This window comes from Chlamydiifrater phoenicopteri, assembly GCF_902807005.1.
Lineage (GTDB): Bacteria > Chlamydiota > Chlamydiia > Chlamydiales > Chlamydiaceae > Chlamydiifrater > Chlamydiifrater phoenicopteri.
Window position 1 is genome coordinate 647,546 of record NZ_LR777658.1, and the last position, 25,939, is coordinate 673,484.

18 protein-coding genes are annotated in these 25,939 nt (G+C 40.9%); 6 read left to right on the forward strand and 12 right to left on the reverse strand.

What is annotated here, in order from left to right; genetic code table 11:
- Positions 1–101: 101 nt before the first annotated feature.
- The 9 genes from KJA58_RS02720 to tpiA all read right to left on the reverse strand — a co-directional run bounded on the left by KJA58_RS02720 (position 102) and on the right by tpiA (position 11,807).
- Complete coding sequence (locus KJA58_RS02720) at positions 102–1,925, reverse strand: hypothetical protein (protein ID WP_213357927.1); 1,824 nt, start codon at positions 1,923–1,925, stop codon at positions 102–104.
- The gene (locus KJA58_RS02725) at positions 1,919–3,475 is read right to left on the reverse strand and encodes a hypothetical protein (RefSeq protein WP_213357928.1); all 1,557 of its coding nucleotides are present in this window, start codon (positions 3,473–3,475) and stop codon (positions 1,919–1,921) included. The genes KJA58_RS02720 and KJA58_RS02725 overlap by 7 nt, the downstream gene beginning before the upstream one ends.
- Positions 3,476–3,697: 222 nt before the next feature.
- Complete coding sequence (locus tag KJA58_RS02730) at positions 3,698–5,311, reverse strand: hypothetical protein (protein WP_213357929.1); 1,614 nt, start codon at positions 5,309–5,311, stop codon at positions 3,698–3,700.
- Between the two features lie 224 nt (positions 5,312–5,535).
- Positions 5,536–6,615 (reverse strand): DMT family transporter, encoded by a 1,080-nt coding sequence (locus tag KJA58_RS02735; protein ID WP_213357930.1) that lies wholly within the window; start codon positions 6,613–6,615, stop codon positions 5,536–5,538.
- A gap of 101 nt (positions 6,616–6,716) precedes the next feature.
- Complete coding sequence (locus tag KJA58_RS02740; protein WP_213357931.1) at positions 6,717–8,237, reverse strand: hypothetical protein; 1,521 nt, start codon at positions 8,235–8,237, stop codon at positions 6,717–6,719.
- A gap of 152 nt (positions 8,238–8,389) precedes the next feature.
- Positions 8,390–9,862 (reverse strand): hypothetical protein, encoded by a 1,473-nt coding sequence (locus KJA58_RS02745; protein WP_213357932.1) that lies wholly within the window; start codon positions 9,860–9,862, stop codon positions 8,390–8,392.
- Between the two features lie 301 nt (positions 9,863–10,163).
- A complete protein-coding gene (gene def, locus KJA58_RS02750; protein ID WP_213357933.1) occupies positions 10,164–10,727 on the reverse strand; it encodes a peptide deformylase in 564 nt (187 codons plus the stop codon).
- Positions 10,720–11,028, reverse strand: a complete 309-nt coding sequence (gene secG / locus KJA58_RS02755; protein ID WP_213357934.1) for a preprotein translocase subunit SecG — start codon at positions 11,026–11,028, stop codon at positions 10,720–10,722. The genes def and secG overlap by 8 nt, the downstream gene beginning before the upstream one ends.
- Before the next feature lie 2 nt (positions 11,029–11,030).
- The gene (tpiA, locus tag KJA58_RS02760; protein ID WP_213357935.1) at positions 11,031–11,807 is read right to left on the reverse strand and encodes a triose-phosphate isomerase; all 777 of its coding nucleotides are present in this window, start codon (positions 11,805–11,807) and stop codon (positions 11,031–11,033) included.
- A gap of 667 nt (positions 11,808–12,474) precedes the next feature.
- Between tpiA and xseA the strand changes: the two genes are divergently transcribed.
- From xseA to KJA58_RS02785, 5 genes are all read left to right on the forward strand, one after another.
- On the forward strand, positions 12,475–14,076 hold the full coding sequence (gene xseA / locus KJA58_RS02765; RefSeq protein WP_213357936.1) for an exodeoxyribonuclease VII large subunit: 1,602 nt from the start codon (positions 12,475–12,477) through the stop codon (positions 14,074–14,076).
- 172 nt (positions 14,077–14,248) lie between these two features.
- The gene (locus KJA58_RS02770; RefSeq protein WP_213357937.1) at positions 14,249–14,476 is read left to right on the forward strand and encodes an exodeoxyribonuclease VII small subunit; all 228 of its coding nucleotides are present in this window, start codon (positions 14,249–14,251) and stop codon (positions 14,474–14,476) included.
- 20 nt (positions 14,477–14,496) lie between these two features.
- Positions 14,497–14,820 carry a hypothetical protein gene (locus tag KJA58_RS02775; RefSeq protein ID WP_213357938.1) on the forward strand — a complete coding sequence of 108 codons (324 nt, stop codon included), beginning with the start codon at positions 14,497–14,499 and terminating at the stop codon, positions 14,818–14,820.
- Positions 14,817–16,778: a 1-deoxy-D-xylulose-5-phosphate synthase gene (locus KJA58_RS02780; RefSeq protein ID WP_213357939.1), complete on the forward strand. Its 1,962-nt coding sequence runs from the start codon at positions 14,817–14,819 to the stop codon at positions 16,776–16,778. The genes KJA58_RS02775 and KJA58_RS02780 overlap by 4 nt, the downstream gene beginning before the upstream one ends.
- Positions 16,775–17,650, forward strand: coding sequence for an NAD(+)/NADH kinase (locus KJA58_RS02785; RefSeq protein WP_213357940.1), 876 nt, complete (start codon positions 16,775–16,777; stop codon positions 17,648–17,650). The genes KJA58_RS02780 and KJA58_RS02785 overlap by 4 nt, the downstream gene beginning before the upstream one ends.
- Before the next feature lie 199 nt (positions 17,651–17,849).
- On the opposite strand, the gene rsmA is transcribed toward KJA58_RS02785, so the two are convergent.
- The 3 genes from rsmA to KJA58_RS02800 all read right to left on the reverse strand — a co-directional run bounded on the left by rsmA (position 17,850) and on the right by KJA58_RS02800 (position 22,656).
- Complete coding sequence (rsmA, locus tag KJA58_RS02790) at positions 17,850–18,680, reverse strand: 16S rRNA (adenine(1518)-N(6)/adenine(1519)-N(6))-dimethyltransferase RsmA (RefSeq protein ID WP_213357941.1); 831 nt, start codon at positions 18,678–18,680, stop codon at positions 17,850–17,852.
- A 101-nt stretch (positions 18,681–18,781) separates the two neighbouring features.
- A complete protein-coding gene (locus tag KJA58_RS02795) occupies positions 18,782–19,819 on the reverse strand; it encodes a hypothetical protein (protein WP_213358372.1) in 1,038 nt (345 codons plus the stop codon).
- A gap of 737 nt (positions 19,820–20,556) precedes the next feature.
- Entirely contained in the window at positions 20,557–22,656 is a 2,100-nt protein-coding gene (locus tag KJA58_RS02800) for a thioredoxin domain-containing protein (protein ID WP_213357942.1), read from the reverse strand.
- Positions 22,657–23,113: 457 nt separating this feature from the next.
- On the opposite strand from KJA58_RS02800, the gene KJA58_RS02805 reads away from it, so the two are divergent.
- Positions 23,114–25,933: a polymorphic outer membrane protein middle domain-containing protein gene (locus tag KJA58_RS02805; protein WP_213357943.1), complete on the forward strand. Its 2,820-nt coding sequence runs from the start codon at positions 23,114–23,116 to the stop codon at positions 25,931–25,933.
- Positions 25,934–25,939: the final 6 nt, after the last annotated feature.

The window sequence follows — 25,939 nt, forward strand, 5'->3', positions numbered from 1 at the left end:
AAGATTATTTCCCCCATATAAGATCTTCAGGGCATACCTAGGCTAAGCAAAGAGTAAAGCTAAAGAAAAACCCACAACGGTTTTCTCTTTTTTTTCACTCTCTACTCCTTTAGCCCTAAAGCAATAAGCTCTAGTTCCTTTATAGCCTTCCTAGAACCCCCTAAACAGTCCATACTATTTAGGTAAGCCAGACCCTCCATTATCTTAGAACGAAGATCTTTTTCCTCCCCACACAAAGCTTCCATATCCCATAACGCATAAGGAGCAGCAATAAAGTTTTTTTCATTCTTTTCATAAGACAGTGTCATTGCTGGTAGACTCTCAAAAATCTCGTCGCCTCTTTCTAAAAACTCTTCAAATTTTTCAGCGTTAACCACTAAGTCCGAATACAGATGAGCCCTCCTCATATATGCAATAGTTTTGGTGCAAAAATCTTGCCACGAAAGACTTTTCTTAAAGCCTGTAGAGAACCCACCACTAGATTGAAAAGAGGCCAAACAGACAGGAATAATGCCGGAAAACTGTTCTAAAAATGACGTTTTGTCATCCGAAAAGATCCCACTACCAGAAAGAACTCCCATAAAACTCGTCCGATAGAAATCAATCTCTTCGCAAGACAACACATAGGGATAAACCATTCTTAACCAATTTAAAAATAAAGCTTCCGCAGCCACTACTTTTGGGAATCTTAATATCAAACTTTTATAAGCCTTATTGCAACAACTTAAATCTAATAAATCCCTTCTAGAAAAGTTTGTCGATAAAAAGCTTCCTATATCCCGAGTTTCTCTTACAGAAAAACAACCCAAAAGAATATGTCGAAACTCTCTATTAAACCTTTGAAAATGAACCTTAGAAAAAAGCTTCCTGCCATCTTGTAAATCCGTAAGACGCTTATCAATTTTCTGTTCTTTAACAGAAAGATTTTCTGAATCAACCTTACTAACGACCTGTTCTCCTTGCCATTCAAGAGCTTTTAAAGAAGCCTTAGAACCTTTCGACTCTTTAAATTTCTTAGTAGAAGATCTTAGAAAACTCTTTCCCAAATCTATGGCATGCAGCACTAAATGCATGCCCATTTCTTCCATAGATTCCTTTGATGTTGGCACTGTTATAGAGTCTGTTCCCAAGACTTTTTTTGCAGCTACTGACAGCCCCCCAGGCTTATATAACATCAGCGCTGACGACTGCTTCATCTCTTCTATTGCTATAGAAGCCTCTAGTAGTTCGCTACCTTTGGAAAAAAACTTTAATTTCTGCAACTTCGATAAAGCAAAATTAGGAAAAGATACTTCTAACGCATCAAACATTTTTCCAAGAGAAAACTCGGGCAAACGTTTTAAAAACAATTTTGCTCCAGTTCTTGTTTCTTCAGAAAGTTGTGACCCTCCTCTCTTTAGAAAAATATTCTCCCTCAAGATGTAATGAGCAAAATCCACAAACAATTGCCCATCACTATCTTGTTTCCCAAAAAGAGCCGTTAAAATGTCCCTAGAAGACTCTGAAAGAAAGGGCGACTCTACCTCCTCCACAATAACTTCTTTGTCTGGATGTTTTCTCTCCTCAACGACAATCTCCTCACGCTCTCGCTTCTTAATGCTTCTCTCTTTGCTCATCTCTTGAAGAGCACATATCCTTTTCCCTAAAACATCTTCCTTAAAGGCTCTCTTGTATACGAAAAACATTCCCGCACATAACGCCACAAAACTCACAATAGAAACTATGCTCAGCCCCAACAAGTAGTGGGAAAAAGTTAATGACGATCCCATCACTTCAAAGAGAAATAGAGGCACCGTCGTCACTAGACAAATTATTATGCCCAAAACAAGCTCTCTAATGCGAAAAACAGGCGCTGACCTTACTTCTAGCTCTTTACGATTTATTCCTAAACTTTCTTTATTCTCTACTACGGAGGGTACTACCATTTCCCCTCCACAGACTCTTTAAGACCCAAGATCACTTTCTCAAACGCCTGAACCTCCTCTACGGATTCTTCTCCTAGATAGCCGCAACCAGACAACGCTCTCAAACCTTCTTCTATCTTCTCTCGCAGCTCTTTGTCTTTGTTACATAGAGAAGCCATATCCCATAGCGCTCTTGGTTTTTCTGAAAAATCACAACTAACCTGTCGACCAAACCACTCATCCTTCCCGTTCAAATAGATTTCGGATCCTCCCCTCACAATCTCTTCTCTTTCTTCCTCTATAAACCTACGCAAAGCTTCTCCGTCACCAAAAGCTCTTTTTTCCAGCACTTTCCATTTACAAAACTCTGTCACATTACGGCAGTAACTACTCCAATCCCAGCCCACATCATGAGGACACACGGACAATCCCATTGTCCATGGAGCTGTTTGAAATACCGCAAAACATGCAGGAACAAATCCTGCAAACTTCTCTAAAAACGCTATTGTTTTCTCATTCTCCCTACCTTTGGTATTCCTGAGAAAATGCTCCAGTTTTATGAAAATAGCGGCTCGATAATTTCCGCGCTCATGAAACACTGCGTGGCTAGAAACTAGCAGATAAGGAAAACTTCTCTTTATCCACGCAAAATATGCGGCCTCTGCGGCTACCAACTTCGGATACTTCTTTATGCATTTAGCATACAACTCATTCAGCCAAACATTATCTCCAACTTTTCCTCTACGCCCTTCTTGATACATCTTATTAATATCTTCCAGCTGCTCAAAGCTTAAAAAGCCTAGTAATATAAACATTAATTCTCTTTTGCTTCGCTCCTCCGCAGCTCTATCTCCCTCCTTAAACTGTATCTCTGGCTTATCTCCCTGCGGCCAAAACTCTGTCACCCTAGCAAATTCCTTGGCAGCAAAAGAAGGCGATACATATTTTGCCTGTTCTAAAACTCCTACCTCCTGCTCCCTAACCTCCTTCTTAACATACGCACACGAACGAAAACTTTCCTTTACCCACTCCTCTACAAAACTACCTACGCCTGGAATTTTCTCTAAAAAAGATCTTTTCTCTACCCTTATAATCTCCTTCTCTGTAGGCTCCTCTCTAGCTTTCTCTTGCCTTCTAATCTCTTCTAAGCCTCTCTCTTCTTCCTTTCGAACTTCCTCTTCTCTCCTCTCAGCCTCTAAACGCTCTTCCTCTTCAACCTTCAGCGCTATAACCTGCTCTTCCATACAAGCAAAATGTTGCTCGATCTTTTTTGCTAAAAAAAGACTCGTCGCAGCAAATAACAACAAACTTCCTGATAGGATTATCAACGAAATGATCGGGACAAACTCTAAAAATGACATCCCTATAACTGCGCTCATTGACATAGCGTTAACTATCCCTAACGCTAGCGCTAATGAAAAAATCAGCACATTTATGACCAGTGCTTTGCAACTTATACTCTTAACGCGCGAGGCTCTCTCTAACTCTTCCCTTACAGCCTCTTCTACAACCTCTACTTCTCTGGCTCTTCCTCCCACCAACCCAGAAAAAGACTCCTCTACTCTCCACATTATTATTAGATTCCCTGCTCCCCTTTCTCTTAAAAACAAAAAATCTAACAAAAAAAAAAAAAAAAAAAAATGAAATTATATCGCTTTTATAAGAAAAGTTTTATTAAACAACCTCATCAATGTTGTTTAATAAAACTCAATAATGAATAGCTCTTAAGAGCTCTTAGAAACCTTCTTCCCTCTACGGCCTTTCTATGCCTAAGATTATTCTCTCTAATCGTTTTATCTCTTTTTAGATTTTTCCTTTCTCTCTACTATCTGATCCTTACTCCCCACCAAGCCTAAGATTATTTTTTCAAAACACTTGATTTCGCCTACGGACCATGTTCCCAGATACCCACAGCTATCTAAAACTGACAACCCAGCTTCTATTTTGGAGAGAAACTCTTTGTCTGCCAAAAACTCTTTTAAATCCCAAAGCGATCTTGGCTTTTCAAAAAACGATTCTTCTAACTCATTTTCATACGGCGCCAAGAGTCTTTCTCCTTTCAAAACTGCACAATTTTCTCCGTTTTTTATGAAGTCTTCCAAATCCCTATGGTAGAACTCACTTTTACAGAACACAGTCTTATCACAAAATTTTGCCACCTGACTACAATATGTATCCCAGCCCAATTCGGAAGAAAATTCCAGGCTATCCCCATCAGAAAAAATTGACAAACTAGCTGGTATCAACCCTGAAAAATTCTCTAAAAAAGACGAAACCTTAGAAGAATTCTTTAAACTACTAACAAAAGTCTGTAATTGTGTAAAAAATGCTATCCTGTAACGTTCCGAATCTTGAAAAATTGCTGCCTTAGCCTTTCCTAAATAAGAAAAACTACTACACACCCAAGAAAAGTATGCCCCCTCAGCAGCTACTATTGCAGGATACTTTTTTATGCAATCAACATACAACTTGTTGCGCCAATCCACTGATATTGACGCTCCTTGACTATTCGCCTCCTTATACATTCTGTTTATATCTTCTAGCTGATCCACATTCAAAAACCCCAACAATGCCGTCATCAGCTCTCTTTTGCTTCTTTGTTCTGGCACATAATCTTTTTCTTCAAACCTAGAACCAGAATCTTCTTTACTAAAAGAACTCTCTATCTTTTTCGCTCTAGGGAATCCTCCAGCATTTCTACTAACATTTACAAAATTTTTTAAAGTTTGGATAAGACTCATACACGCTTTTAATTTGGGGAAGCAGCTTCTTACTCTTGCTTCTTTCTTCAAAAAATTTAAAGGAAAGCAATGAGTTATTGCTTCTATTATTGACGATGTCTCACTAAAATCCCTCTTCAACTCTTCTATTGTCGATGACGCCTCACTAAAATCCCTCTTCAACTCTTCTATTGTCGATGACGCCTCACTAAAATCCCTCTTCAACTCTTCTATTGTCGATGACGCCTCACTAAAATCCCTCTTCAACTCTTCTATTGTCGATGACGCCTCACTAAAATCTCCTTTTAATCCTTCTAAAATCAAGGTCTTCTTTTCGAGGTTCCCGACTTTCTCCAAAAAAGTCTCCTCTTTAACCAGGAGCTTCTTTCCAACAAGAATTTTGGACGACACAACGCACCCTAAAAAGAGAAACAACGAAACAGCAATCAAAACAGCAGATGGAATAAAACTAAGAAAAGATAAACTCAATATTTCAGCGAGAGACAAAGCACTTACCACGCCAGAAACTGTTGTAGCTAAAAATAGAAGGGCGACAAAGATCTTCAGAACTATTTTCGATACTCTCTTAACACTACATTCTCTAGAATTTTCGATTTGTATTCCTTTTGTTTGTTCCAAACATCCACCTGATTTCCAATCAAATAATTTCGATACCGCACGCCCCATTATTAGATTCCTTGCTCCCCTTTCTCTTAAAAACAAAAAATCTAACAAAAAAAAAAAAAAAAAAAAAAATGAAATTATATCGCTTTTATAAGAAAAGTTTTATTAAACAACACTTCTACATTGTTTAATAAAAAGGCCCAAACTCTCCTGGAGAACTTTTACTTCCACGACAATCTTTTCTGGACACATAACGAAAAAAAACAGAGAACTAGAAGAAAGGCCCTTTACTTATCGGGTGATTCCTTTTCAGATTTTCCTTCCTCACCCTTAGAGCTAGGCGGAGAACCAGGTGATCCAGAAATAGAGCTTTCTTCTTTTAAGAGTTTAGAGACATCCACAATCAAATTCCTCAAAGAATCCATCTTTCCTTGTATCACTTTAAACAACTTTAAAGACTGTTCTTCCTTAGAAATTTTCTCTTCCCTATCAGCTTCCTCAAAAACTTTAGCATCTATTCCCTCATCGGAGATTTTCCCTGCAATACCTTCTAAAGTATGCACAACTACCCTAACAGCGTCTTCAGAAGCAACTTTTTTCTCTTCAGAGGCCTCTGAAGAGTCCTTACTTTCTTGAACGTCTTTTATCTCCTCAACCTCTGTTTCTTCCGAAGACTTCTCAGACAACTCCTTCATTAATTCTCTATCTTCTGCGGAGGATTCGCTTTTTTGAGCATCTTCTTTTTCTGGGGATTTTAATTCTTTTAACACTCTCTCACACAGTACCTTTAATGTCTCCGGACTAAGCTGGCGATGTTCTTCCTTTTCTGAAGGTTTCTGTTCTTTCTTAGCTTCACTTCTGTCTATAGGACCTTCAGCTTCTCCTAGATCTTCTTCAAACCCTGTTTTTTTTACCTCTGCATCGCTTTCTGAAGCTTTAGAAGGCTTCTCCTCCTCAGTGCTTGTCTCTTTACTCTCCTCCGAAAATACGCTAACCTCAGACCTCACCTCTTCAAGCTCTGGTTCAGCTCTAGATCGCATCTCCAACCTTTTACTTTCTTCAAGCCTCTCCTCTCTTTTGCTGATAAGAATAAGTCCTACAACTGCCAATGAAAACCCTATAAGTAGAAGTCCAGTGACAGCTAACAATACCGAAGTTACAACAGTCGACATAGAAGGCACACTAACACTTAATATGCCAACAAAAACGATTGCTAATGAGAACGACACCCCCAACCCAAATACAGTTTTAACAAATAAACTCCTTATCCGAGCTGCAACAGCTAGCTTTTCATCTAAATTTTCGTGAACATCGACTTCTGTTTTAAACAAACTAGACAGGTTCGTCAGGCATTTACTAATACTCATGAAACAACCTCACCATTTGAAAAAAACAGGAACCCCTGTGAGAAGACTCCAAAAGCTTCGGACCAAAAAAGCTTTAGACCGAAACAGCACAAAAGACCCTTTTACTCTTTTCTTTCATCCTCCAACTCTTTGAGTCCTAATATACCGCGCTCAAAATTCTGAATTTCCTCCACAGACCACTCACCCAAATATCCTGCTTGATGTAAAGCGGCTAGCCCTTCTTCAATTTTTGCAGCCAATTCTGCATCATTGGCACACAAATCTTTCATATCCCACAACGATTTCGGAGAAACAAAAAAGTTGGTCTCTTCTTTTGGAATATCGAGGGCCTCTTCTTGTGTTGCTAGCCAACTGCTCTGATCCCCCTTATCCATAAACTCTAAGAAACATTCCCACCTTCCGCTGACACCTTCTCGAAAGATTGCCTGTCGATAAAAAGCGGGAATGCTCCTACAAAAGGAGTCCCAATTCAACCTTCTATCACAATCACTCAAGCGTTCCTGATCTCTGTATCGCACTTGAATCGACGCTAGACATACTGGTCCCCATCCTGTAAATTTTTCCAACCAATGGCGCACCTTCTCTTCTTTTTTGGAAAAGAAGGGGTTTAAGAAAGCATGCCTATAAGAAAAGAATTTCTTTCTATACCCGTCTGCGTCTCTAAAAACAGCATCCTTAGCTAAAGCCAGGTAGGGGAACGATTCTTTTATCCACATAAAAAAGGCAGCTTCCGCAGCTACTAGCTGCGGATACTTCTTTATGCAATCTGCATACAACTCTCTGTAGTCTGAATCAGTGGGACAACGTTCATATAGAGCATCTATTTCTTGAAGCTCTTTAAGAGACAGGAATCCTAGGGATACATAAAACAACTCCCTACTACACCTGTTTCTTATGGCCTTACCTATATCTTTTCTGTAGAAAAGTTCTGTCCCCGTCAAAGAAAGCCATAAATTTTGTTCTTCGGCTATAACTCGAGCCACATTTAGGGGATCGAGGTAAAGCTTCTTCTCTTCCTCCCCAATATCTTCCCACCCATAAGCGCTCTTTAAATAAGAAAATCCCTCCACGGGCTGAGGAGACGGCGTTCGCTTAGGAGTTTCAACAGGCACCAGATCTCCTATTTCCTTGAGCTTGGTTAAGTATCGTGCTGTACTTTCTCTTCGCCTTCTTTTCTCTATTTGTTTTTTCTTTAATTTAAAGGCTTTATCTTCATATGAATCTTTCAGCTCGTCTTGCTTAGACTCCAGCTCTTTCAGATCTGCTTTCCACCTTGAAATTCCACATTTCAGTCCGATAAACATTATTCCCGCTGTTAACAGGAGAATAACGCCATAAACGACTATTGTTATACTCTCTAGAAAAAACGACCCCATAAAGGCTTTCAGGCCGTTGACTCCCAACACAGAGACCCCTACACCAAACGCTAGGGCTCCGAGGAGAAGGAGGACACCACAGACCACCATACAAGACAGAGCGACCTTTTTTGCTCTCCCTGCCAGATCCATCTTACATTGCAGCAGCTCCTTTTTCTCCTGAAGCTTTACGAGAGTAGATCCTCTAAAAGAAACATTAGAACCACTGATGTTTGAGTCTTTTTTTGTATATAGACCATTGACCAAAAGAAACCTTCCGCGCGTTAAAATTACAAATAAAAATAGAAGTTTCTAAAAGTGAAAGATACAAAAGATTCTTATCTAAAAATCATCTCCAAAAGTCTTAACCAACCGCCTAAAAAACATACAAAAGACTAGAAGATGCTCTTACATCACATTCATTTCAATCCCAAAATTGTTCTCTCGAAGTCTAAAATTTTTTCTGTCGACCAATCTCCTAGATACCCTGAACTATGCAGAATTGATAACCCCTCCTTAATTTTTGTTGCTAGCTCCTGATCTTTTTCCACATACTCCCGCATATTCCATAAAGGGGTCGGCGCATCAAAAAAATTATCGTGTTCCTTGAGGTAATCGAAGGGATTCTTCTCCTTAGCCAACCAGCTACTATGATCCCCTTTACGCATGAACTCTATAAAGCATTCCCATTTCCCACTGACATCCTTGCGAAGCATTGCTCGCTGGCAAAATTCTGGAATTTTTGCACAAAAAAGATCCCAGTTCCACTCGTCTTGACATTTTTGCAAAAGACTCTCTTCATAGCCTAACTGTAGGGATGCTAAACAAGCAGGCCCCCAGCCAACAAACCTTTCCAACCAAGGACGTACTTTGTCTTCTTTTTTGGCAAAGAAGTCTCCTAAAAAGGTGTGTATTCGAAGAAAAAGCTCGCTCTTGTACCCTTTACTATCCCTAAAAACAGCCTCTCCAGCATTAGATAAGTGTGGGTAAGCCGTTCGTATCCACATGAAATAAGCTCCCTCAGCAGCAACAAGTTGAGGAAACCTCTTTATGCACTCCACATACAGCTCATTATAGGCTTGATCATCCTTTCTCTGCATGGACTCATACAGAGTATCTATTTCTCGAAGTTCCTTCACAGATAAAAAGCCTAGAAAGATATAGACCAATTCTCTAATGGATCGAAACTTTACAGACCCACTCACATTATCTTTATAAAAAATTTCCGCACCAGCTAGGGAGAACCACACTTTTTGATCCCTAAGTATAGCTTTAGCAACATTTAGAGGGTTGGAATAAGAGATTTGCTCTGCTTTCCCAATCCCTTCCCAACATGCAGAGCTTTTTAAATAAGAAAAACCTGTTCCTTGGAAAGGATTTTTAGCAATTTTCTCTTCGAAACTTGTTTCTACTGGACTTTCTGGAAGAGGGACTTTCAACGAACCCAACTTATCTTTTATTGACAGATTCAAAAAATCTTGATCTGGGACTTCTTCTTCCCTTTTTCGTTTAACTATTAATTCCTCCAGAGAATGATTCCACCTGGACCTGCATGATATGGATCCAAAAAATAGAGCACCAGCTAGCACTAAAAAGAGTATTCCAGAAACACACGCTATAATCATTTCTAGAAAGCTGCAGCTCAAGATTGAAGCAAGACCATTTACTCCTAAAAAGGACACACCGATTCCTGCGGCAAGGATTCCTGAGACAAAAAGAAATCCGCAAGCAACCATAATAGAAAGAGATACTTTCCCTATTACTTCTGCTGTATGAATTTTCTTTTGTAAGACTTTCTCTTTATTGAGGTCGTCTAAGGAGGTTTTTTCTTCTATAGAAGTGTCAATGGAAACTAGGCTTTCTGTTTTTTTCTCACTAATGCTGTTGATCAAGCAAGACTCCCTACAAATTGAAATTAAAACCAAAAAACCTTAACAAAAAAAAAAAAAAAAAAAAATGAAATTATTGAGATTTATCTCCAACAGATTGTTTTTATTAATTCAAAAAAGAAGAGTAAAAACGAATGAAGAAGAAGGAGGGTTTTTAAATAAAAAAAGCAGAGAAATCGAAACCAAAACGGCAAAGGTCCCTTGAGCTCACCTAAAGAGACTCAATGAAACCTCCACTTTGGATCTTTTTCACAGAGAAGAAAAGGATAAAAAGGGCATCGAAGAAGGCTGCTCTAACACTCGTCTAAGCAGTCTTTTCGGACAAAGCTGGCAGCCCTTCACCGTTATACTTTCTTTTTATTCTTTCGAGCCCTTTTTTAAGCTTCAAAAGATCTTTTTCTGCCATCCTATCGACATATAGGACGCCATTGAGATGATCATTTTCATGCATAATAATGCGAGCTAAGAAACCATGATAACGCTCTTTGAAAACTTCTCCTTTAAGGTCTATAGCTTCAACGGTGATGGCTTCTGGACGCACAACATCTCCTCGAAGACCTGGTATAGACAAACACCCCTCCCTACCAGAAACTTTCTCTTTGGAGGGATCAGAAAGAACGGGATTAATAAAAACCTTGGGCTCCTTCAAAAAGACTAACTCCCCTTCTTCTGTTTCTTTTTCCACACACATTACAAACATACGCAGACTTTCGCCGACCTGAGGAGCCGCAAGACCTACTCCTTTAAGAGCTTCCATAGTTTCGCACATATCGCGATATAATACTTTAATTGCATCGGAAACATCCGTAATAGGATCGGCCTTCCTACGAAGCAAAGGATTTCCGTAATAGGTGATATCCCTAATCATCTTCTTCCACCGTCTGTTCTGCCGCTACCCGACTATCAACAAAGGTTTTCTCCTGCTTACGCCCCAAAGCTCCTGTCCATACAGAAAGAAGCAGGCAACAGACACAAAAAACTCCCGCAAACCACGCGGTAGCTTTCTTTAACACATCGGGAGTAGACACTCCAAAGACAGAGTCTCCAGAATCGACTCCAAAGGAAGATCCCAGCCCCATACTTTTGCTTTCTTGCACTAATACAAGCGCACACAGAATTGCGGAAAGTGTTAGAAAAACAAAAAGCGCGGCATAAAACAAAATAACCATAATTAGATCTCCTGATAATATCTCACAATAATGTCAGCAAAAGAGTTTGCTGACAACGAGGCTCCGCCCACAAGAAAGCCGTCGACACCTTCAACACAGGCAAGCTCCATAACATTTTCTGGCTTAACAGACCCTCCATAAAGGATGGAAATAGCGTCGGCAGCTTCGGGAGAAAACTTCTCTGCAAGCACCTGACGGCAATAAGCATGAGCGTCCTGAACATCTTTGGCGCTAGCAGCCTTTCCACTGCCTATAGCCCACACAGGCTCATAGGCCATGATCACACCATCAAGACTAGACATTGTTGATAGTCCACCTAGAATTTGGGATCGCAAAACTTTTTGTGTTTGTCCTTGCTCCCTTTCCGCAGCACTCTCGCCCACGCAGAATACGGGAAGCAGCGCGGCATTTTTCACCGCAGACAACTTCTTGGCTATAATTTCGTCTGTCTCAGCAAAAAACATTCGTCTTTCTGAGTGTCCGACTAAGACGAAGCGAGCTCCGGCCTCTTTTACCATTTCTATAGAAACCTCTCCAGTGAAGGCTCCGTGACTTTCCCAAAAGACGTTTTGCGCTCCTGGGAGAAAGTTGAACGGTAGGTTCTCCTTCAAAACTTTCATTGTTTCTATAGAAGTGAAGGCTGGGGCAATGCCTACGGCATCTTTCTCTCTTAGGGATACTGGCGACAACAGGGGTATAATAGCTTTGATGAACTCTGCAGTTTCAAGCTTGGTTCGATGCATCTTCCAGTTTCCAAGAACATAACGCTTTCTTGTCATAGAGGACCTCCTTCCTAACATCCTGATTCTTTCACTCGCTAGAGCAACGATTATTTATCAATAATTTCCTAGAATAACGCACTCTATACAATTTCTCCAGAACATAAGAAAAGAGCTATAGGCGCTTCTTTCACAGCCTACGCTTTACACTTTAGGAGGCCTCAACGAGTCGAGAAAGGCTTTCGGCGAGCCCCTCCTCATTGGATCTTCAAGGAAACCTTTTTTCCTCTAAGATTCTTCTTCACAGGAGGGATATCTTAACTGTATTTACTAGGATTTGCAAAGAAAAAACATCCTGACACCAGTGATAGCAAATAAAAATCTTTTAATTCTCTTTTAAAAAAAAGAATTACTTATGGCGCAGGGGTCGCTTTATAAAACAAATGGATAGCGGCCTCTCCTGTCACAATTCAAAATATGACTGCTCGCCCCAAAGGACTTTAAAAAAAACTATACGAAACAACGTCTAAAAAATTTATAGAAAAGTCCTTCCTCTACATTTTGACAGTTTATATTATCCCTGTAAAAGTTCCCTATGTGTAGAATGAGCCAGCTAAAGAAGGTCGCCTTCCGAACATTAAAGAAGCTTTTCAAACTCTCAATTTAGGGACCAGCCTTCTTTATTGTTCCCTTGAATTTCTAGAAGCGGCCATAAGGAGAATTTTGCATGTTTCCTGAACCCATCACCGTGAGCTCTTTGACAGAGCAGCTAAAGAGCTTACTTCAAAAAAACTTCACCTTCCTCGCCATCAAAGGAGAGCTTGCTAACGTTACTTTGCAAGCCAGCGGACACTTATACTTCTCCATTAAGGACGCCAATGCTCTGTTAAACGGGGCCTTCTTTAACTTTAGATCTAAATACTCAGGCCCTGTATTAAAAAATGGAGACGCTGTTGTTGTTTACGGCAAACTATCCATATACGCTCCTAGAGGATCATACCAGATCGTAGCTAGCGCTATTGTCTCTTCAGGATTGGGGGATTTGCTCTTACGCTTTGAAGAAACCAAAAAAAAACTTGCTGCACAGGGATATTTCGATAGCAAACACAAAAAACCTTTGCCAGCAAAAGTGAAACGCATAGGTGTTATTAGTAGCCCTACAGGCGCCGTTATCCAGGATATTATCAACGTTTTGAAAAGACGTTGCAGAGATTTTCAGCTTATCTTGTATCCCGTCAAAGTCCAAGGCGAAGGCTCTGCAGAAGAAGTTGCTACTGCTGTTAAACAATTCAACGAAATAGTTCTTCCTGATGTGATTATTATCGCTCGAGGGGGCGGTAGCTTTGAAGACTTGCAAGCCTTCAATGAAGAAATTGTTGTTAAAGCTATATACGAGAGCTCTTTACCCATCATCTCTGCTGTAGGACACGAAGTAGACTTCACCCTCTGTGACATGGCCGCAGACGTACGAGCTCCTACACCTTCGGCAGCAGCAGAAATCGTTTGCAGAAGCAGTGAAAGTATGGAGCAATGGCTTCAAGGTTTTCGTAGTTACCTATTAAGTCATGCTAGAAACTTTTTGTCTTCTTACCGTAATACTTTCTTTCAATGGGAGAAGATGCTCGATCATGCAGACTTTTACCGGGAAGCTTACCAGCGCTTGGATTTTGCCTCTATGTCTTTACAAAGATCCTCCTCTGAACGATGCAGAGAAGCAAGAACAAACTTGCAAAACATCCAACGTTCTTTGAGCATCCCTGTCCATAATAAAATCCATTATTACCAGTCCCGTTTATTACTTTTCCAAAACACCCTATCTACGCAAACAATTACTACTTCCAGAGCTCGCATAGAGCTTTTACACCAGCAACTGAACAAATCCATACAAGATAAAGCCTCCCTATTTCACCTTCAGAGGCGACGTCTTGATAAGATGTTGACCCAATCTCTTTCCTATCACTTGAATAGAACCGAAGAAAGTTGGCGCCGGATGAAAAATTTTTCTATATCCCTACAATCAGCCACCAAGCATATTTTTGAAATCAATCGGCATCGAATAGCAAAAGTCCACGATCAGATTATCGTTGCTATGAACGAAAAACTTAACCGACTGAAAAACAGAAGAGAGGTATGCTTAGAGAGTCTAAAGGCACTGAATCCCAAAAATGTTCTGAACCGCGGTTATTCGATGCTGTTTGATTTTAATAAAGATTCCGCTATCATCTCGGCTGAAACTCTCCAGCCAGGGCTTGCCGTGAAAGCCGTACTCCACGACGGAGAAAAAACATTGGTAGTCTCCAACCAGGAAGAGCTTTCAAAGGCGCTGTGAGCAGAGGAAAGTTGCCATAAGTGCAAACGATAGGAGAGACGTAGCATTTTAATCCCTTCATTGACCCGAAGGCGTGGGGATTGTTTGATCCAGTAAAAATTTCTAGAAAAGCCCTAGCATAGGACTGTTTTCTGGTGACTTCTTATCTTTAAATTAGGTATAGCGAAAGCGTATGCAAGAACAATCTGTAGATTTCGAAGAGGCTATGCGCCGCTTGGAAGAAATTGTGGACCTGATGAACGCCCCCACCACCTCTTTAGATGCTTCGTTGAAACTATACGAGGAGGCTGATGCGCTTATGCGTTTATGTGAAAGGCGCATCACTGAAGTTGAGAAACGTATCCGCTTCCTTGCAGACGAGCGCGCTAGGGAACGCGAGCTTGCCGAAGAATCTGTGTAGCTACCGTTCTTTTTTTGATTATGGAAACTTCCTCATCCCTCGATACCGACGACGAAAGGTCTTTATCAGACTCCTCTTTTCCTAAAGAATCTTCGAACAATGCGCGCTCTATTCAGGACTCGCTTAAAGCTATACAGAGAAAGTTGGAGTCTACGAAAAATTTTGATGAGGTAGTCTCTGCTTATGAGGAAGGGTTTGCTCTCTTAAACCCCGCCCTTCAGGCTCTACAACAAACGCGCCAAGAGTTCAAGATCATCGCTACTGACGATAATGGGCTTCCCCTAAAAGATCTTGACAACACCCCAATATTAAAGGATTTCGCCTACGAGGAACGCTTATCATGATAGAGAATGTCAACCTTCTGGACAAAGTACTTTCACCAGAACATTTGCGTCAGCTTTCTCCCAGTGACTTGCCACTCCTCGCCGAAGAGATCCGCCATAAGATCGTCTATGTGCTATCGCAAACGGGGGGGCACTTATCCTCAAATTTGGGTTGCGTAGAGCTCAGCTTGGCTATGCACTATGTCTTCAACTCTCCTCAAGATAAATTTGTCTTTGACGTAGGGCATCAATGCTACACACACAAATTAATCACAGGACGTAATGACCAGCGTTTCTGTAATATCCGCAAAAATGACGGCCTTAGCGGCTTCTCCAATCCAGAAGAGTCTCCTCATGACCTTTTCTATACCGGACATGCAGGCAACGCACTTTCTCTAGCCTTGGGACTTGCAGAGACTGAAAAGCAACAACAATCCAATAATCATGTTTTATGCTTTATCGGCGACGCCGCCCTCTCCTGTGGACTGACCTTAGAAGCCCTCAATAATATCCCTGACAACTTAGAGAACTTTGTCATCATCCTCAATGACAATAAGATGTCTATTTCCGAAAATGTAGGCTCCACAGCGAGAATCTTGAGTAAACTCCTCAACCACCCTACTGCAGGAAAGCTACGCAACAAAATAGGGCGATGGTTACGCAAAATTCCACGCTGCGGGAGTAAGCTGGAAAAACGTGGTCGCCAAGTATCTATTTCCCTAAAAAACTTATTCTGTCCAGCACCCTTCTTTGAACAATTTGGATTATCGTACGTAGGCCCTGTCGACGGGCATAACATCACAAAACTTGTCACCCTTCTAGAGGCTGTTAAAAATCAACCCTTCCCAGTAATTATCCACGCTGTCACAACTAAAGGGAAGGGCTTCGACGACGCTCAAGAAAACCCTGCTGCCTATCACGGAGTAGCTCCCAGCTTTTGTAAGAAGGCCCATCTTAAGCCAGAAGACTGCCGAGAAGTTGCTGTCGTTACAAAGCAAAAAGAATCTTTCCCTCAAATTTTTGGAAGGACCGTTTGTGAGCTTGCCGCTGCACACCCGTCACTGTCTGTTGTTACACCAGCAATGTCTCTGGGATCCTGTTTGGAAGATTTCAAAAAATCTTTTCCCGATAACTTTTATGACGTTGGCATTGCCGAAGGACACGCTGTGGCTTTCTCCGGAGGCATGGCTAAGTTGAAACAGGGCAAAGTTATATGCTCCATCTACTCTACCTTTCTCCTACGTGCTTTAGACAATCTTTTCCACGACGTTTGTATGCAAAAGATCCCTGTCGTCTTCGCTATTGACAGGGCGGGCCTAGCCTTTGAAGACGGCCGTTCCCACCATGGTATCTACGACCTCGCCTTCCTTCGCGCCATGCCAGACATGATTATCGCCCAACCTCGCAATGGAAACATCCTAAGAGACCTTCTATTCTCCTCCATGGACTGGAATTATCCTAGCGCTATTCGTTATCCAAAGGTAGCAACAGAATCATCCAAACACCCGCCTATCTTAAGACACCCCGGATCAGCAGAAATTTTGCATCAAGGGGAAGACATCCTCATAATAGCTCTGGGACACACCTACCAGAAAGCTTTGCAACTTAGAGCTAAGCTGTTAGAACAAGGGATATCTCCTACCATCATGGATCCTATTTTTATCAAGCCTTTGGATACACACTCTCTAAGCTTACTACTAATGACCCACTCCAAAATCGTCACTATAGAAGAGCATTCCCTGAAAGGAGGTTTGGCTTCTGAAATAAATGACTTCTTAATATCTTTTGGTTTTGGTAAAAGCCAAGTATTGAGCTTCGGAGTCCCTGATCAGTTTCTCAACCACGATAGTGCAGAAGCTATGTACAAAAGCATTGGAATGGACGTGGAGACGATGTTTGCTAAAGTGATGACAACATTTGGATTCCGTTTACGCCACAGCTCACCATATGTTAAATACCGCATTACATCTGCGCCATGACCATCATCATTTTTGGGAATCCCCACAATCCTGCTTTTGCTCACGCTGCGAGCAAGGTACAAGAACTTCTTTCTAGAAACGGAAAAAAGGCTGTCACCATTCCCGAGTGTTCGGAACTTTTGCGGACACCCTCTTACGACTCCTATGATCTCCAAAAAGAACCTTTTGAAAGCATTTTGTCCATAGGAGGGGACGGCACCGTCCTACGTGCTAAAAAGCTCGCCTTAAAGCTTTCCCTGCCCATTATAGGCGTCCACATAGGTCGGCTAGGATTCATGTCCGATCTCACTATGGATGATACCGACAAACTGGAAGCCATCTTGCAAGGCAAAGGAACAACAGTAAATAAAGAACTTTTGGAGGGATCACTATTAACCAATGACAGCTCTCGCTCGTCAACAGAGAGCTCTCCAACAACCCACATCTGTCTTAACGATATTGTCATTCATCGCGGCTCCTTTCCTCGACTGACGGACTATAAGGTGTTAATCGACGGTGTTCTTTTAAACACTTTTTCTGCTGATGGTTTAGTTTTAGCCACTCCCAACGGATCTACGGGCTATTCCTTAGCAGCCGGAGGGCCTCTCATATGCCCTGGTGTACAGGTATGTGTTTTATCTCCAATATGTTCTCACGCACCCTCCAGTAGACCAATAATCATTTGCCCTCAGAAGAGCATCGAAGTTATCCTCGAGGATGGTCCTGAAGGAGCCTCCGTTTTCTTCGATGGCCAAGACGAACAAATTCTTCAGCCCAAGCAGTCTCTGATCTGCAAGCTATCTCCCAAAAAGCTTTCTTTTTTAAAATCTCCCGGATATGACTATTTTGTTACTTTGCGATCCAAACTACACTGGATGGAAAGTCTACGATAGCCCTGGAGCTCTGAACGCCACAAATAGAGAGCAAAACTCTTTTGATCCGCAAGCTTCTAGAAGGCTGTAAAACAAACCCCAGATAAAAGATAAAACCCTGCCAAAATAAATCTTCAAGAAAATCCAAAGAGTTCATTAGGCCTAGAACCCAAATGATCTCTACTAGATCTAAAAAGATGCTCTAAATACCCTACGCGCGTCAACTTTTCAGCATTTCAAAGAGAGCTAAATATTCTTCCAAAGAGAGATTCTCTGGTCGTGTTCTGCTAGATAAGCCCATAGATTCCAAAGCGTCCACAACCTTTTTCTTATCATAAACAGCGGAGAGAGAATTAGACAGAAACTTTCTCCTTTGACCAAAAGCGGCTCGAGTCATGACAAAGAACAAGTCTCGATCTTTGGAAGGCTCTATAGGAAGCTTTTCTTTTACATCCAAATGGACGGTAGCGGAATCTACCGATGGTTTGGGATAAAAACAGGAAGATGAAATTTTGAACAAACTACGCACAGAAGAAAAAAAGTTTAGAAATAGAGTTAGAGAGCCGTAATCGGCGTGACCGGGCTTTGAAGCTATTCTCTTCGCCACCTCATACTGGACGGTTACTGTGACCGACGACCACTTATTAAAGCCTTCCAGAAACAATTTCACAAGGAGAGGTGTTGTGAGATGATAAGGCAAGTTGGCAACGACCTTGGCTCTTTTTTTAGAGGTATCGATACAAGAAAGATCAAATTTCATAGCATCTTGAAGATAGAGCGTTATGGGCATGCTCTTCAATTCATTATGAAATAGAGGGTCCTTTTCCACAGCGGTAACGCTAGCGCCTGCGAGGAGCAGCTTTTCTGTTAAGGCGCCAAACCCTGGCCCTATTTCCAAAACGCTATCACCTTCCTGGACACCTGCGGTGTGAACAATCTTGTTAACAATATTTGCGTCTATTAGAAAGTTCTGGGAAAAGCCTTTCTTTGGCGAGCCACCAGTCTCGGCAAAAAATTGCTTTAATCGTTCAAAAGAGGTCCTATAAGCCATAAAAAGTCTTCAGCGCGAGATTATTAAACCTTTCTACTAAATTCCACACCAAAGGAACCCCTTTAAGGCATATAAAAAACTCTCTTCACTAAAATCCTCCATCAAAGAAGAGAAAATAGTGTGGATGCTTCCGCATTAAATAATTTGGCTATCTCTTTGGGATCATAACCATAGCGGTTACGTAGTTTATCCTTGTAGGCTTTCTCTATGGTCAAATACTTTTCCCTAACGAGGGTAGACTTTATTCCATTCTCTAGTTCACTAATAGGAGCTATCTGCGCTGTAGAAACATCCCATCTAGCAAACACCTTGCAAGCCCCATCACGGTGAGGAACAGGAGCTCCACAAATAGCTCCTTGAGGAATTGCTGATAGTACTTTTTCGTGGGCCGTAGAGAGTTCTTTACTACTTCGCGAAAATTCTTCCGAAACTGTCAGACGCCCCCCTTGAGAAAGAACCAAAGCTGACAAGCGATCCTTATCAAGGAAGCGTGTCTCATTGATTCGATCCATCACCTTTTGAGCAATCTTTTCTGCTTGAGACTCGTTAGTAGCCTTCACGGTCAACACCTGATATTTCCATATCAGCGTGTTGGCAGCCTCTGCAGCAAGTTTAGTATAGTAATCTCTTACCATAGAAGGGGTCACCTGCAGGAGTGCTTTAGATCGAACCATCATAGAAACCATCCTTTGGGACACCAAGCTCCTATGTACGACGGAAAAGATATGCTCGGGAGTCATGTCAAAATGGATAGCAAACGGTGTCAGGTCTCCACCGAACATCTCTTCGATTTCTTCTTTCACCATAGTTCTATCTACAGTAATTTTTTTTGATCGAGCATCCTCACACATTAAGAATTCATCGATAGAGAGCTCGAGGATGGAGGGCCACATTTTCTCATAAAACTGAGAGCGTGCGGGCAAGGAGTCTGCAAGATGTGGGTAAGTAGAATAAAAAATAACATTGAGTTTATGGATCACATCCAGAGCTGTCAGCACGTTTTCTTCATTCACCTTCATGATCACTCGGTCATGAACTATCAAATCTGTGGGATTCCAGGAAGAAGCCGAACTAATATTGCCGTACCCCCCTTCTATGTTACTATACCCGCTTCCTAAGGGTTCTGTGGAAGACGCCATGGATAGACTGGAAAGCCCCAAAGAGATGCCTGCCGACATTAAAAACAACCATCGTCCGTAGTTTCCTTGCATAGTAATCATCCTCGACTAAAAACATCTTCTTAAACAACCCTTTCCCCCCACTCCTTGCTGCCAATAGAAAGGCACGGCGAAGGAAAAAGCCCTCCTCTTCCCAGATTACAGAGAGGCAGCTATACAAACCTGCAGTTCTATAACGCTTCCATAACACACACCAGCAGGCAAGCTAAGGAAGCAAAAAAATTTTTATCTCTTGAGTGAAGAGTTAAAGCAACCCTTCTCTTTCTCTCCCGCTTCCTTACCACCCTAAGAGCAAAGATAAAGAGCCCAAAGTGTAAAAAGGAGACGCACCAGACGACCTTTAATCAGAGAGGCTAGGCCTACCAATCACCGTGAAGACACAAGCAAAGGAAGGGGGGCCTAAGACATAGAGTTATACATCCTATAGAAATATCCCGCAACCTTACAACAAATCCCAGAAAAAAGTAAGCACCAAAACAAAATTAAAAGACCCGTTAAAAAGAAAAGTTACAAAGCATCGAAACAAGGGTATGATCCAGAAAAAACACCCCAAAGACAAGAGAGTATTGAGCCCTTATAAAGAATAATGACGAGAATAGTTTGCCTCTATAAATCATGATGTAAAAATAAGAGCAATAATCTTCCGAAGAAAACCGCCTATAACACATAGAAACTACGGGTTATAACGAACTCTTCCTCTAATTCTGATTCGTAAGATATTCTCTAAACTTACGAAGATCTGTGAAAATATGTGACAAATCCTTTTCCATAACACGAATAACGGATTTATCAGAAAAATGTAATAATCCTCTTTCCTGCTCTGAAAGAAGGGGGGCTATTTCTTCTTTTTCCTCTTCAAAGAACCACACCAGCACCTTGTCTGAGATGAAAACTCCCTCAAAGCAGGACAAAATCTTATCAACATCTCCTCGGTCCTTACCAACATTGATAACAAACTTCTTTGTATCGTTGGCATAGTAACTCTCAGCAACGATCATATGACTGAATGTAGAAAACTTACTCGCTCGCCAATAAGACTGTACTGTCTGCAAGATTTCTTCGACACAGTCAAAATACTCCCGGTGTCCAGTAAGGGAAGCCAGAGTTATTAACGACTCTGCTACCAATGCATTTCCCGAGATATCTCCTTTATCAGCAAAAGAAGCCTGCTTTAAAATCACGTCTTTATCTCTACCATCCGTTGTGTAGAAACATCCAGACTCCGACCTAAACGAAGTATATAGTTCATTCACCAGGGACATAGCAAAACGCAACCATTTAATACCTCGACCGGCCTGGAAAAGAGCCAATGCGCCCAACAAAACTGCCCCGTAATCTTCCAGTCCCCCATTATACTTGGCATCTCCTTCTCTCCATCGGCGATAGAGAACGGGAGGCTTCCACATGCAAGAAAGCAGAAAGTTGCCACACTGCTCTGCTATAGCAATATACTCGCTTTTATTCAACAGAAGACCCGCCTGCACAAAGACACTAATAGCCAACCCGTTACCACAGGCAATAACAAGATCATCTTTTAATGGTCGTTCCTTTTTAGCTTGCTCAGCCTTGAGAAGATCTCTAAGAGATGCCAGCTTATCTTGGAGTTCTTCCTCGGACAAACGATATTTGGCAGCAATACTATCAATATCCAAGTGTACAGGAATGTGAGGAACATTCCTTCCATTACAGAACCCTTCGCGACAAATACCATAATACTCGCAGAAAATATCCGCATCTTCCTTTAAAACTTGTCGGATTTCCTCGCTAGACCATGTGTAATAATTCCCTTCCTTACTTCCTAAGGCTCCTCCATCCTCTGCTGTCTGAAAGCCCCCTTCGGAAATACGAAGGCTGGAGCAAATATATGCTAGAATCTCTTCTCCTATGTTGGAGAACTCTACCTTATCAAAAAAAGCTCCTGCTTCTAAATACAGCTGAGCCATAAACAAGTTATCTATCAATCGCTTTTCAAAATTGGGAATCAACCACTTATCATCGATAGTATAAGAAAAGAATCCTTGACCTATATGATCATGAATACCACCTAATGCCATCATTTCTAAAGATCTATCCACAATGAATAAGCTTCGGTTCTCACTTCGATCCCTGCCGTAACGCAAAAGAAACTTACCTAAAATCCCACAAAGCTTTTTGGGAAAAACTTTGATGCCTCCGTAACAAGGGTCTACTTCCTCGTAAAGGTGGGTGACAATATCTTTAAAAACCCCTTCGTCAAGGGCTTCTTTCCTTCGGCAATTCTCGACGAAAGAAACAACCTCTACAACCTTATGGCCTTGATTAACCATAATGTCTCTATCACTTTGTTCTTCCCAGGATTCGTGAATTCTCTTCAACACGTGTAGGAATGAAGGGAAACCAAACTTTTCTTCCTTGGACAAATAATTCACGGAAAAAAACGGCACTAAGTCGGGAGACAGAAAAACATTTAAAGGCCAAGAAGGGGCGTCCATGATGTCTGCAGAAGCCGCAAGCATTCTTGTTAACTCTGAATAAAGGTCTGCTATATGCGGCATTTCTTCTTTATCAACCTTCACATTAACAAAGTGTTGATTCATGAAAGCTGCTACTTCGGCATCCTGATAACTCTCTAGCAGCATCACTCGACACCATCTAGAACTTGTTCCCCCTATCGATAAAAATATGGGCTTATCTTCTGCTCGCGCTTGATCAAAAGCCTCCTTGCCCCAAGGGTACCAGTTCACAGGAGTGTGAGCATATGAAAGTAGGTACGGAGACTTTTCTGTTATGAGCTTATTGGTATGTAGAGGATCCTGCATTGTGCAATAAAAAAAACATCTATCTACCTTTAATTTTAAACGAAAACAAAGAAATAAGTTTTAATTAATTTACAAACAAGACAAAGGAAAATTGTTCAAAACAATAAAAAACAAAAACTTAAAAAAGAAAAACATAAAAAACTTCTATTAAACACAAAAAAAACGTTCTAAAATCACTACACCACTAAGAATAAACACATTAAAACGAAAACTGCCACCTCTCCCAAAAAAGCCCCCTCCACTCTTGAGAAAGTTCCCTGGAGCATTCTTCAAGACACATAATCTTTCGCAAAAACTCACTGATAATGAGTTAGATATATGAAAAAGAAAAATTTTTATTTGATAATTACGCGACAAAACCTTATTCAACAGGCTTAGTGCTTAGACAATAGAATGCTTTTCTAGTGTACTTCACCCCAAAACCACGCAAAAGGATCGCAAAGGCTAGACTGATCGAATGAGAAACAATATTCGCTATACGATTATCATAGCATCATCCTTTGGCGCAACAGCGCAAGCCTACGCTTTACCTCCAACAAACACTTTCGATGACGTCACCTATGTAGAGAACCCCTTTTTTGTTAGGGAAACACAGTCATCCATTACAAAAACTCTCACAAAAGATTTTCTCTCTGATTCTCTCGTTGAAGCTATCCATTCCCCATTATCTTTCTTAAAATCTGACAAAACTTTAATCCTTTACGGAAACCGACACAAGTTTGTTGTTCAACAAATTCAACAGGGTATTTCTACTTCAGGAATATCAAAAGATATTTGCTTTAAAAATTTCTCAAAAATCGAATTTTCTGAGAGCTCTTTTAAAGACAAGTTACTGACTTGTCCGAAGCTATCTTTTCTCAATAACGACCGTTTTTGCCTACGAAACATCCACTCTCTATCAGGGACTATAGCCAATCTCAATACACCTACTTCCCTTACTATCTCCGGAAACAACGATGCATTCTTCTCTGGAAACTCTTCAACGCTAACAGGATCTGTAGGACAAGGAAGTAAGTTAAATATCACAAAAAACAAAAACTTTGTAGCTGAAAACAACAGCGCTGGATACGGTGGAACCTTTCATTACAAGATCATTAACATCAGAGATAATGATTCTGTTACTTTTTCAAGTAACACCTCAACCGGAGCTCAAAAAGATCCAGAAAAACCAAAAGATTCTTCCAATACTTCTCCAGAACTTCTTCAATACGGAGGAGGGGCTCTTTCTTCTTCAACAGATATAAATATCACAAATAATAACTTTGTGATCTTTGATGCTAATACCGCATTAACTAACGGCGGAGCTGTCTACAGCAAAAATTTGAATATTAACAACAATAAATCCGTTGTCTTCACAAACAACATCGGTCTACAAAAGGGAGGGGCCATATATATTACTTCTAGAGGATCCTGTATCATTTCAGGAAGTAGTGGAGATATCAGATTCGAAAACAACTATAGTAGTGATGGAGAAAGAAACGCTATTAATCTTGAAAAAGAATCGTCTTTAGCCCTTCAAGCGAAAAGTCGTTATCAAGTCTTTTTAGGAGACCCCATAAGTGTTAAAGAAAAATCATATGTTGTTTTTAATCCCAAAGACTTTTCTTCCCCAAACCTTGGGAAAATAGTTTTTTCTATATCAGGAGATTCCAGCCTAGAAACAGAATCTAGCAGAACCTCTAAAATGCAAGCGACAGTATCTCAAAACGATGGTGTTATTTACGTAGACAACAACGCCATTTTTTCCCCTTTAAAATTTTCTCAAACTGGTGGGTGGCTAATAGTTGGAGCCTCAGGAACAATTTCTACTTTATTTGTTCAAGATCAACAAACATTAACTAACGAAGATAAAAACTCTATTTTAAATATTTCCCACCTAGGAATTGATGTAGCTTCTATTCTAAACTCTAATGAAGCTAATGGACGCTCAAAAAACAAAACTATTTCTCCTAAAATTGTCTTAGCTAAGACTTCGCAAGCTTTGTCCCTAACCGCAGATAGAGCAACACCCTCTGATTCTATAACTCTTTCTGGCCCCATCTATTTGACTGATTCTGACTTGCTTTTGTACGAAAATGACATTCGCATGGGCTCTTCCTTGACAGATCTTACCCTACTCCAACTAGGAGAAAATACTGAACAAACACAACCTCAAACCTTAATCAACGGAAACATTGATGTATCCCAGGTTGATCTCAATACCCAACCCGTTCACTATGGATATCAAGGGGTCTGGAATCTTGCTTGGAGCAACAACACGCTTAAAGGCTCTTGGATCCCCAACGGTGAATATGTGGTCTCTCCAGAAAGACTAGGATCTATTGTAGCAAACTCTATCTGGGGAAATTACGCAGGAACGGTTTCTTTCCTGAAGATTTTGCATGAAAATAATTACTCTTCCAACGGACACCCTCACAACAAAGCAAGTTGGCTCCACGGAATCTCTTTGTTTGGAATCACAAATCTCTTCAAGCCTCACCCAGAAAAATTCGAATATAAAAGCGCTGGGGCAGCAGCAAAAATTTCTGCTCAATCACCTCAAAATATCTGTTGTGGAGTTGCTGTAGCGAAAATGCGAGGAAATACTGCTGATGAAAACTTTTCCCAAAAAAGTAAGAATGACCTCCTTTATGGCGCAGTTTTTTTAGAACTCCCTTGGAGGAATCGCTATATCTCTACGATAAAATCTTCCCTATCTTATGGAAATAGTAAAGAACGCCTAAAAAGTCTATTTGAACATACTCTTCCTTCTAAGGAATTGGGAACCGCAGAATATCGAATACATTCTATAGCGGGAGAATGTTTTTTATATTCTACTTCTGTAGGCAATCTACCCTTACCTGGTATAAAATTATTTCCTAAAACATTTCCCTTTATTGCTGTTTCTGCTGTAGGAGCCAAAATATCTGGATTCAAAGAACAAAGCAGTTTCCCAAGAAATTTTTCTTCTTTACATCACTTCTTAAACCTGTCTATTCCTGTAGGGGTTCAATTAAATAAAACTCTTTCTTCTCTCAGATATTTCTGGTCTTTGGATACAAGGGTAACTTTTTCTCCAGACGTATATCGAAAAAACCCGGCAATACGAGGTCTGTTATTATTTAATAATGCTGCCTGGAAATGCGAAGGGGAAAACTTATCCCGGTTAGGGTTTGGCATAGAGTGCTCAACAAAATACAGACTACTATCCTGGCAATTAAGCGCTAACTACTCTTTGCATGGTCGACAATCGTCCATGCATCATACAGCGAACGCAGGAATTCAAAAGACATTCTAGAGAAGG

Excerpts from the sequence above, each read along its gene's own strand:
- KJA58_RS02720 (WP_213357927.1), bottom strand. The coding sequence starts at position 1,925 with ATGGTAGTACCCTCCGTAGTAGAGAATAAAGAAAGTTTAGGAATAAAT.
- KJA58_RS02725 (WP_213357928.1), bottom strand. The coding sequence starts at position 3,475 with ATGTGGAGAGTAGAGGAGTCTTTTTCTGGGTTGGTGGGAGGAAGAGCC.
- KJA58_RS02730 (WP_213357929.1), bottom strand. The coding sequence starts at position 5,311 with ATGGGGCGTGCGGTATCGAAATTATTTGATTGGAAATCAGGTGGATGT.
- KJA58_RS02735 (WP_213357930.1), bottom strand. The coding sequence starts at position 6,615 with ATGAGTATTAGTAAATGCCTGACGAACCTGTCTAGTTTGTTTAAAACA.
- def (WP_213357933.1), bottom strand. The coding sequence starts at position 10,727 with ATGATTAGGGATATCACCTATTACGGAAATCCTTTGCTTCGTAGGAAG.
- secG (WP_213357934.1), bottom strand. The coding sequence starts at position 11,028 with ATGGTTATTTTGTTTTATGCCGCGCTTTTTGTTTTTCTAACACTTTCC.
- tpiA (WP_213357935.1), bottom strand. The coding sequence starts at position 11,807 with ATGACAAGAAAGCGTTATGTTCTTGGAAACTGGAAGATGCATCGAACC.
- xseA (WP_213357936.1), top strand. The coding sequence starts at position 12,475 with ATGTTTCCTGAACCCATCACCGTGAGCTCTTTGACAGAGCAGCTAAAG.
- KJA58_RS02770 (WP_213357937.1), top strand. The coding sequence starts at position 14,249 with ATGCAAGAACAATCTGTAGATTTCGAAGAGGCTATGCGCCGCTTGGAA.
- KJA58_RS02775 (WP_213357938.1), top strand. The coding sequence starts at position 14,497 with ATGGAAACTTCCTCATCCCTCGATACCGACGACGAAAGGTCTTTATCA.
- KJA58_RS02780 (WP_213357939.1), top strand. The coding sequence starts at position 14,817 with ATGATAGAGAATGTCAACCTTCTGGACAAAGTACTTTCACCAGAACAT.
- KJA58_RS02785 (WP_213357940.1), top strand. The coding sequence starts at position 16,775 with ATGACCATCATCATTTTTGGGAATCCCCACAATCCTGCTTTTGCTCAC.
- rsmA (WP_213357941.1), bottom strand. The coding sequence starts at position 18,680 with ATGGCTTATAGGACCTCTTTTGAACGATTAAAGCAATTTTTTGCCGAG.
- KJA58_RS02795 (WP_213358372.1), bottom strand. The coding sequence starts at position 19,819 with ATGGCGTCTTCCACAGAACCCTTAGGAAGCGGGTATAGTAACATAGAA.
- KJA58_RS02800 (WP_213357942.1), bottom strand. The coding sequence starts at position 22,656 with ATGCAGGATCCTCTACATACCAATAAGCTCATAACAGAAAAGTCTCCG.
- KJA58_RS02805 (WP_213357943.1), top strand. The coding sequence starts at position 23,114 with ATGAGAAACAATATTCGCTATACGATTATCATAGCATCATCCTTTGGC.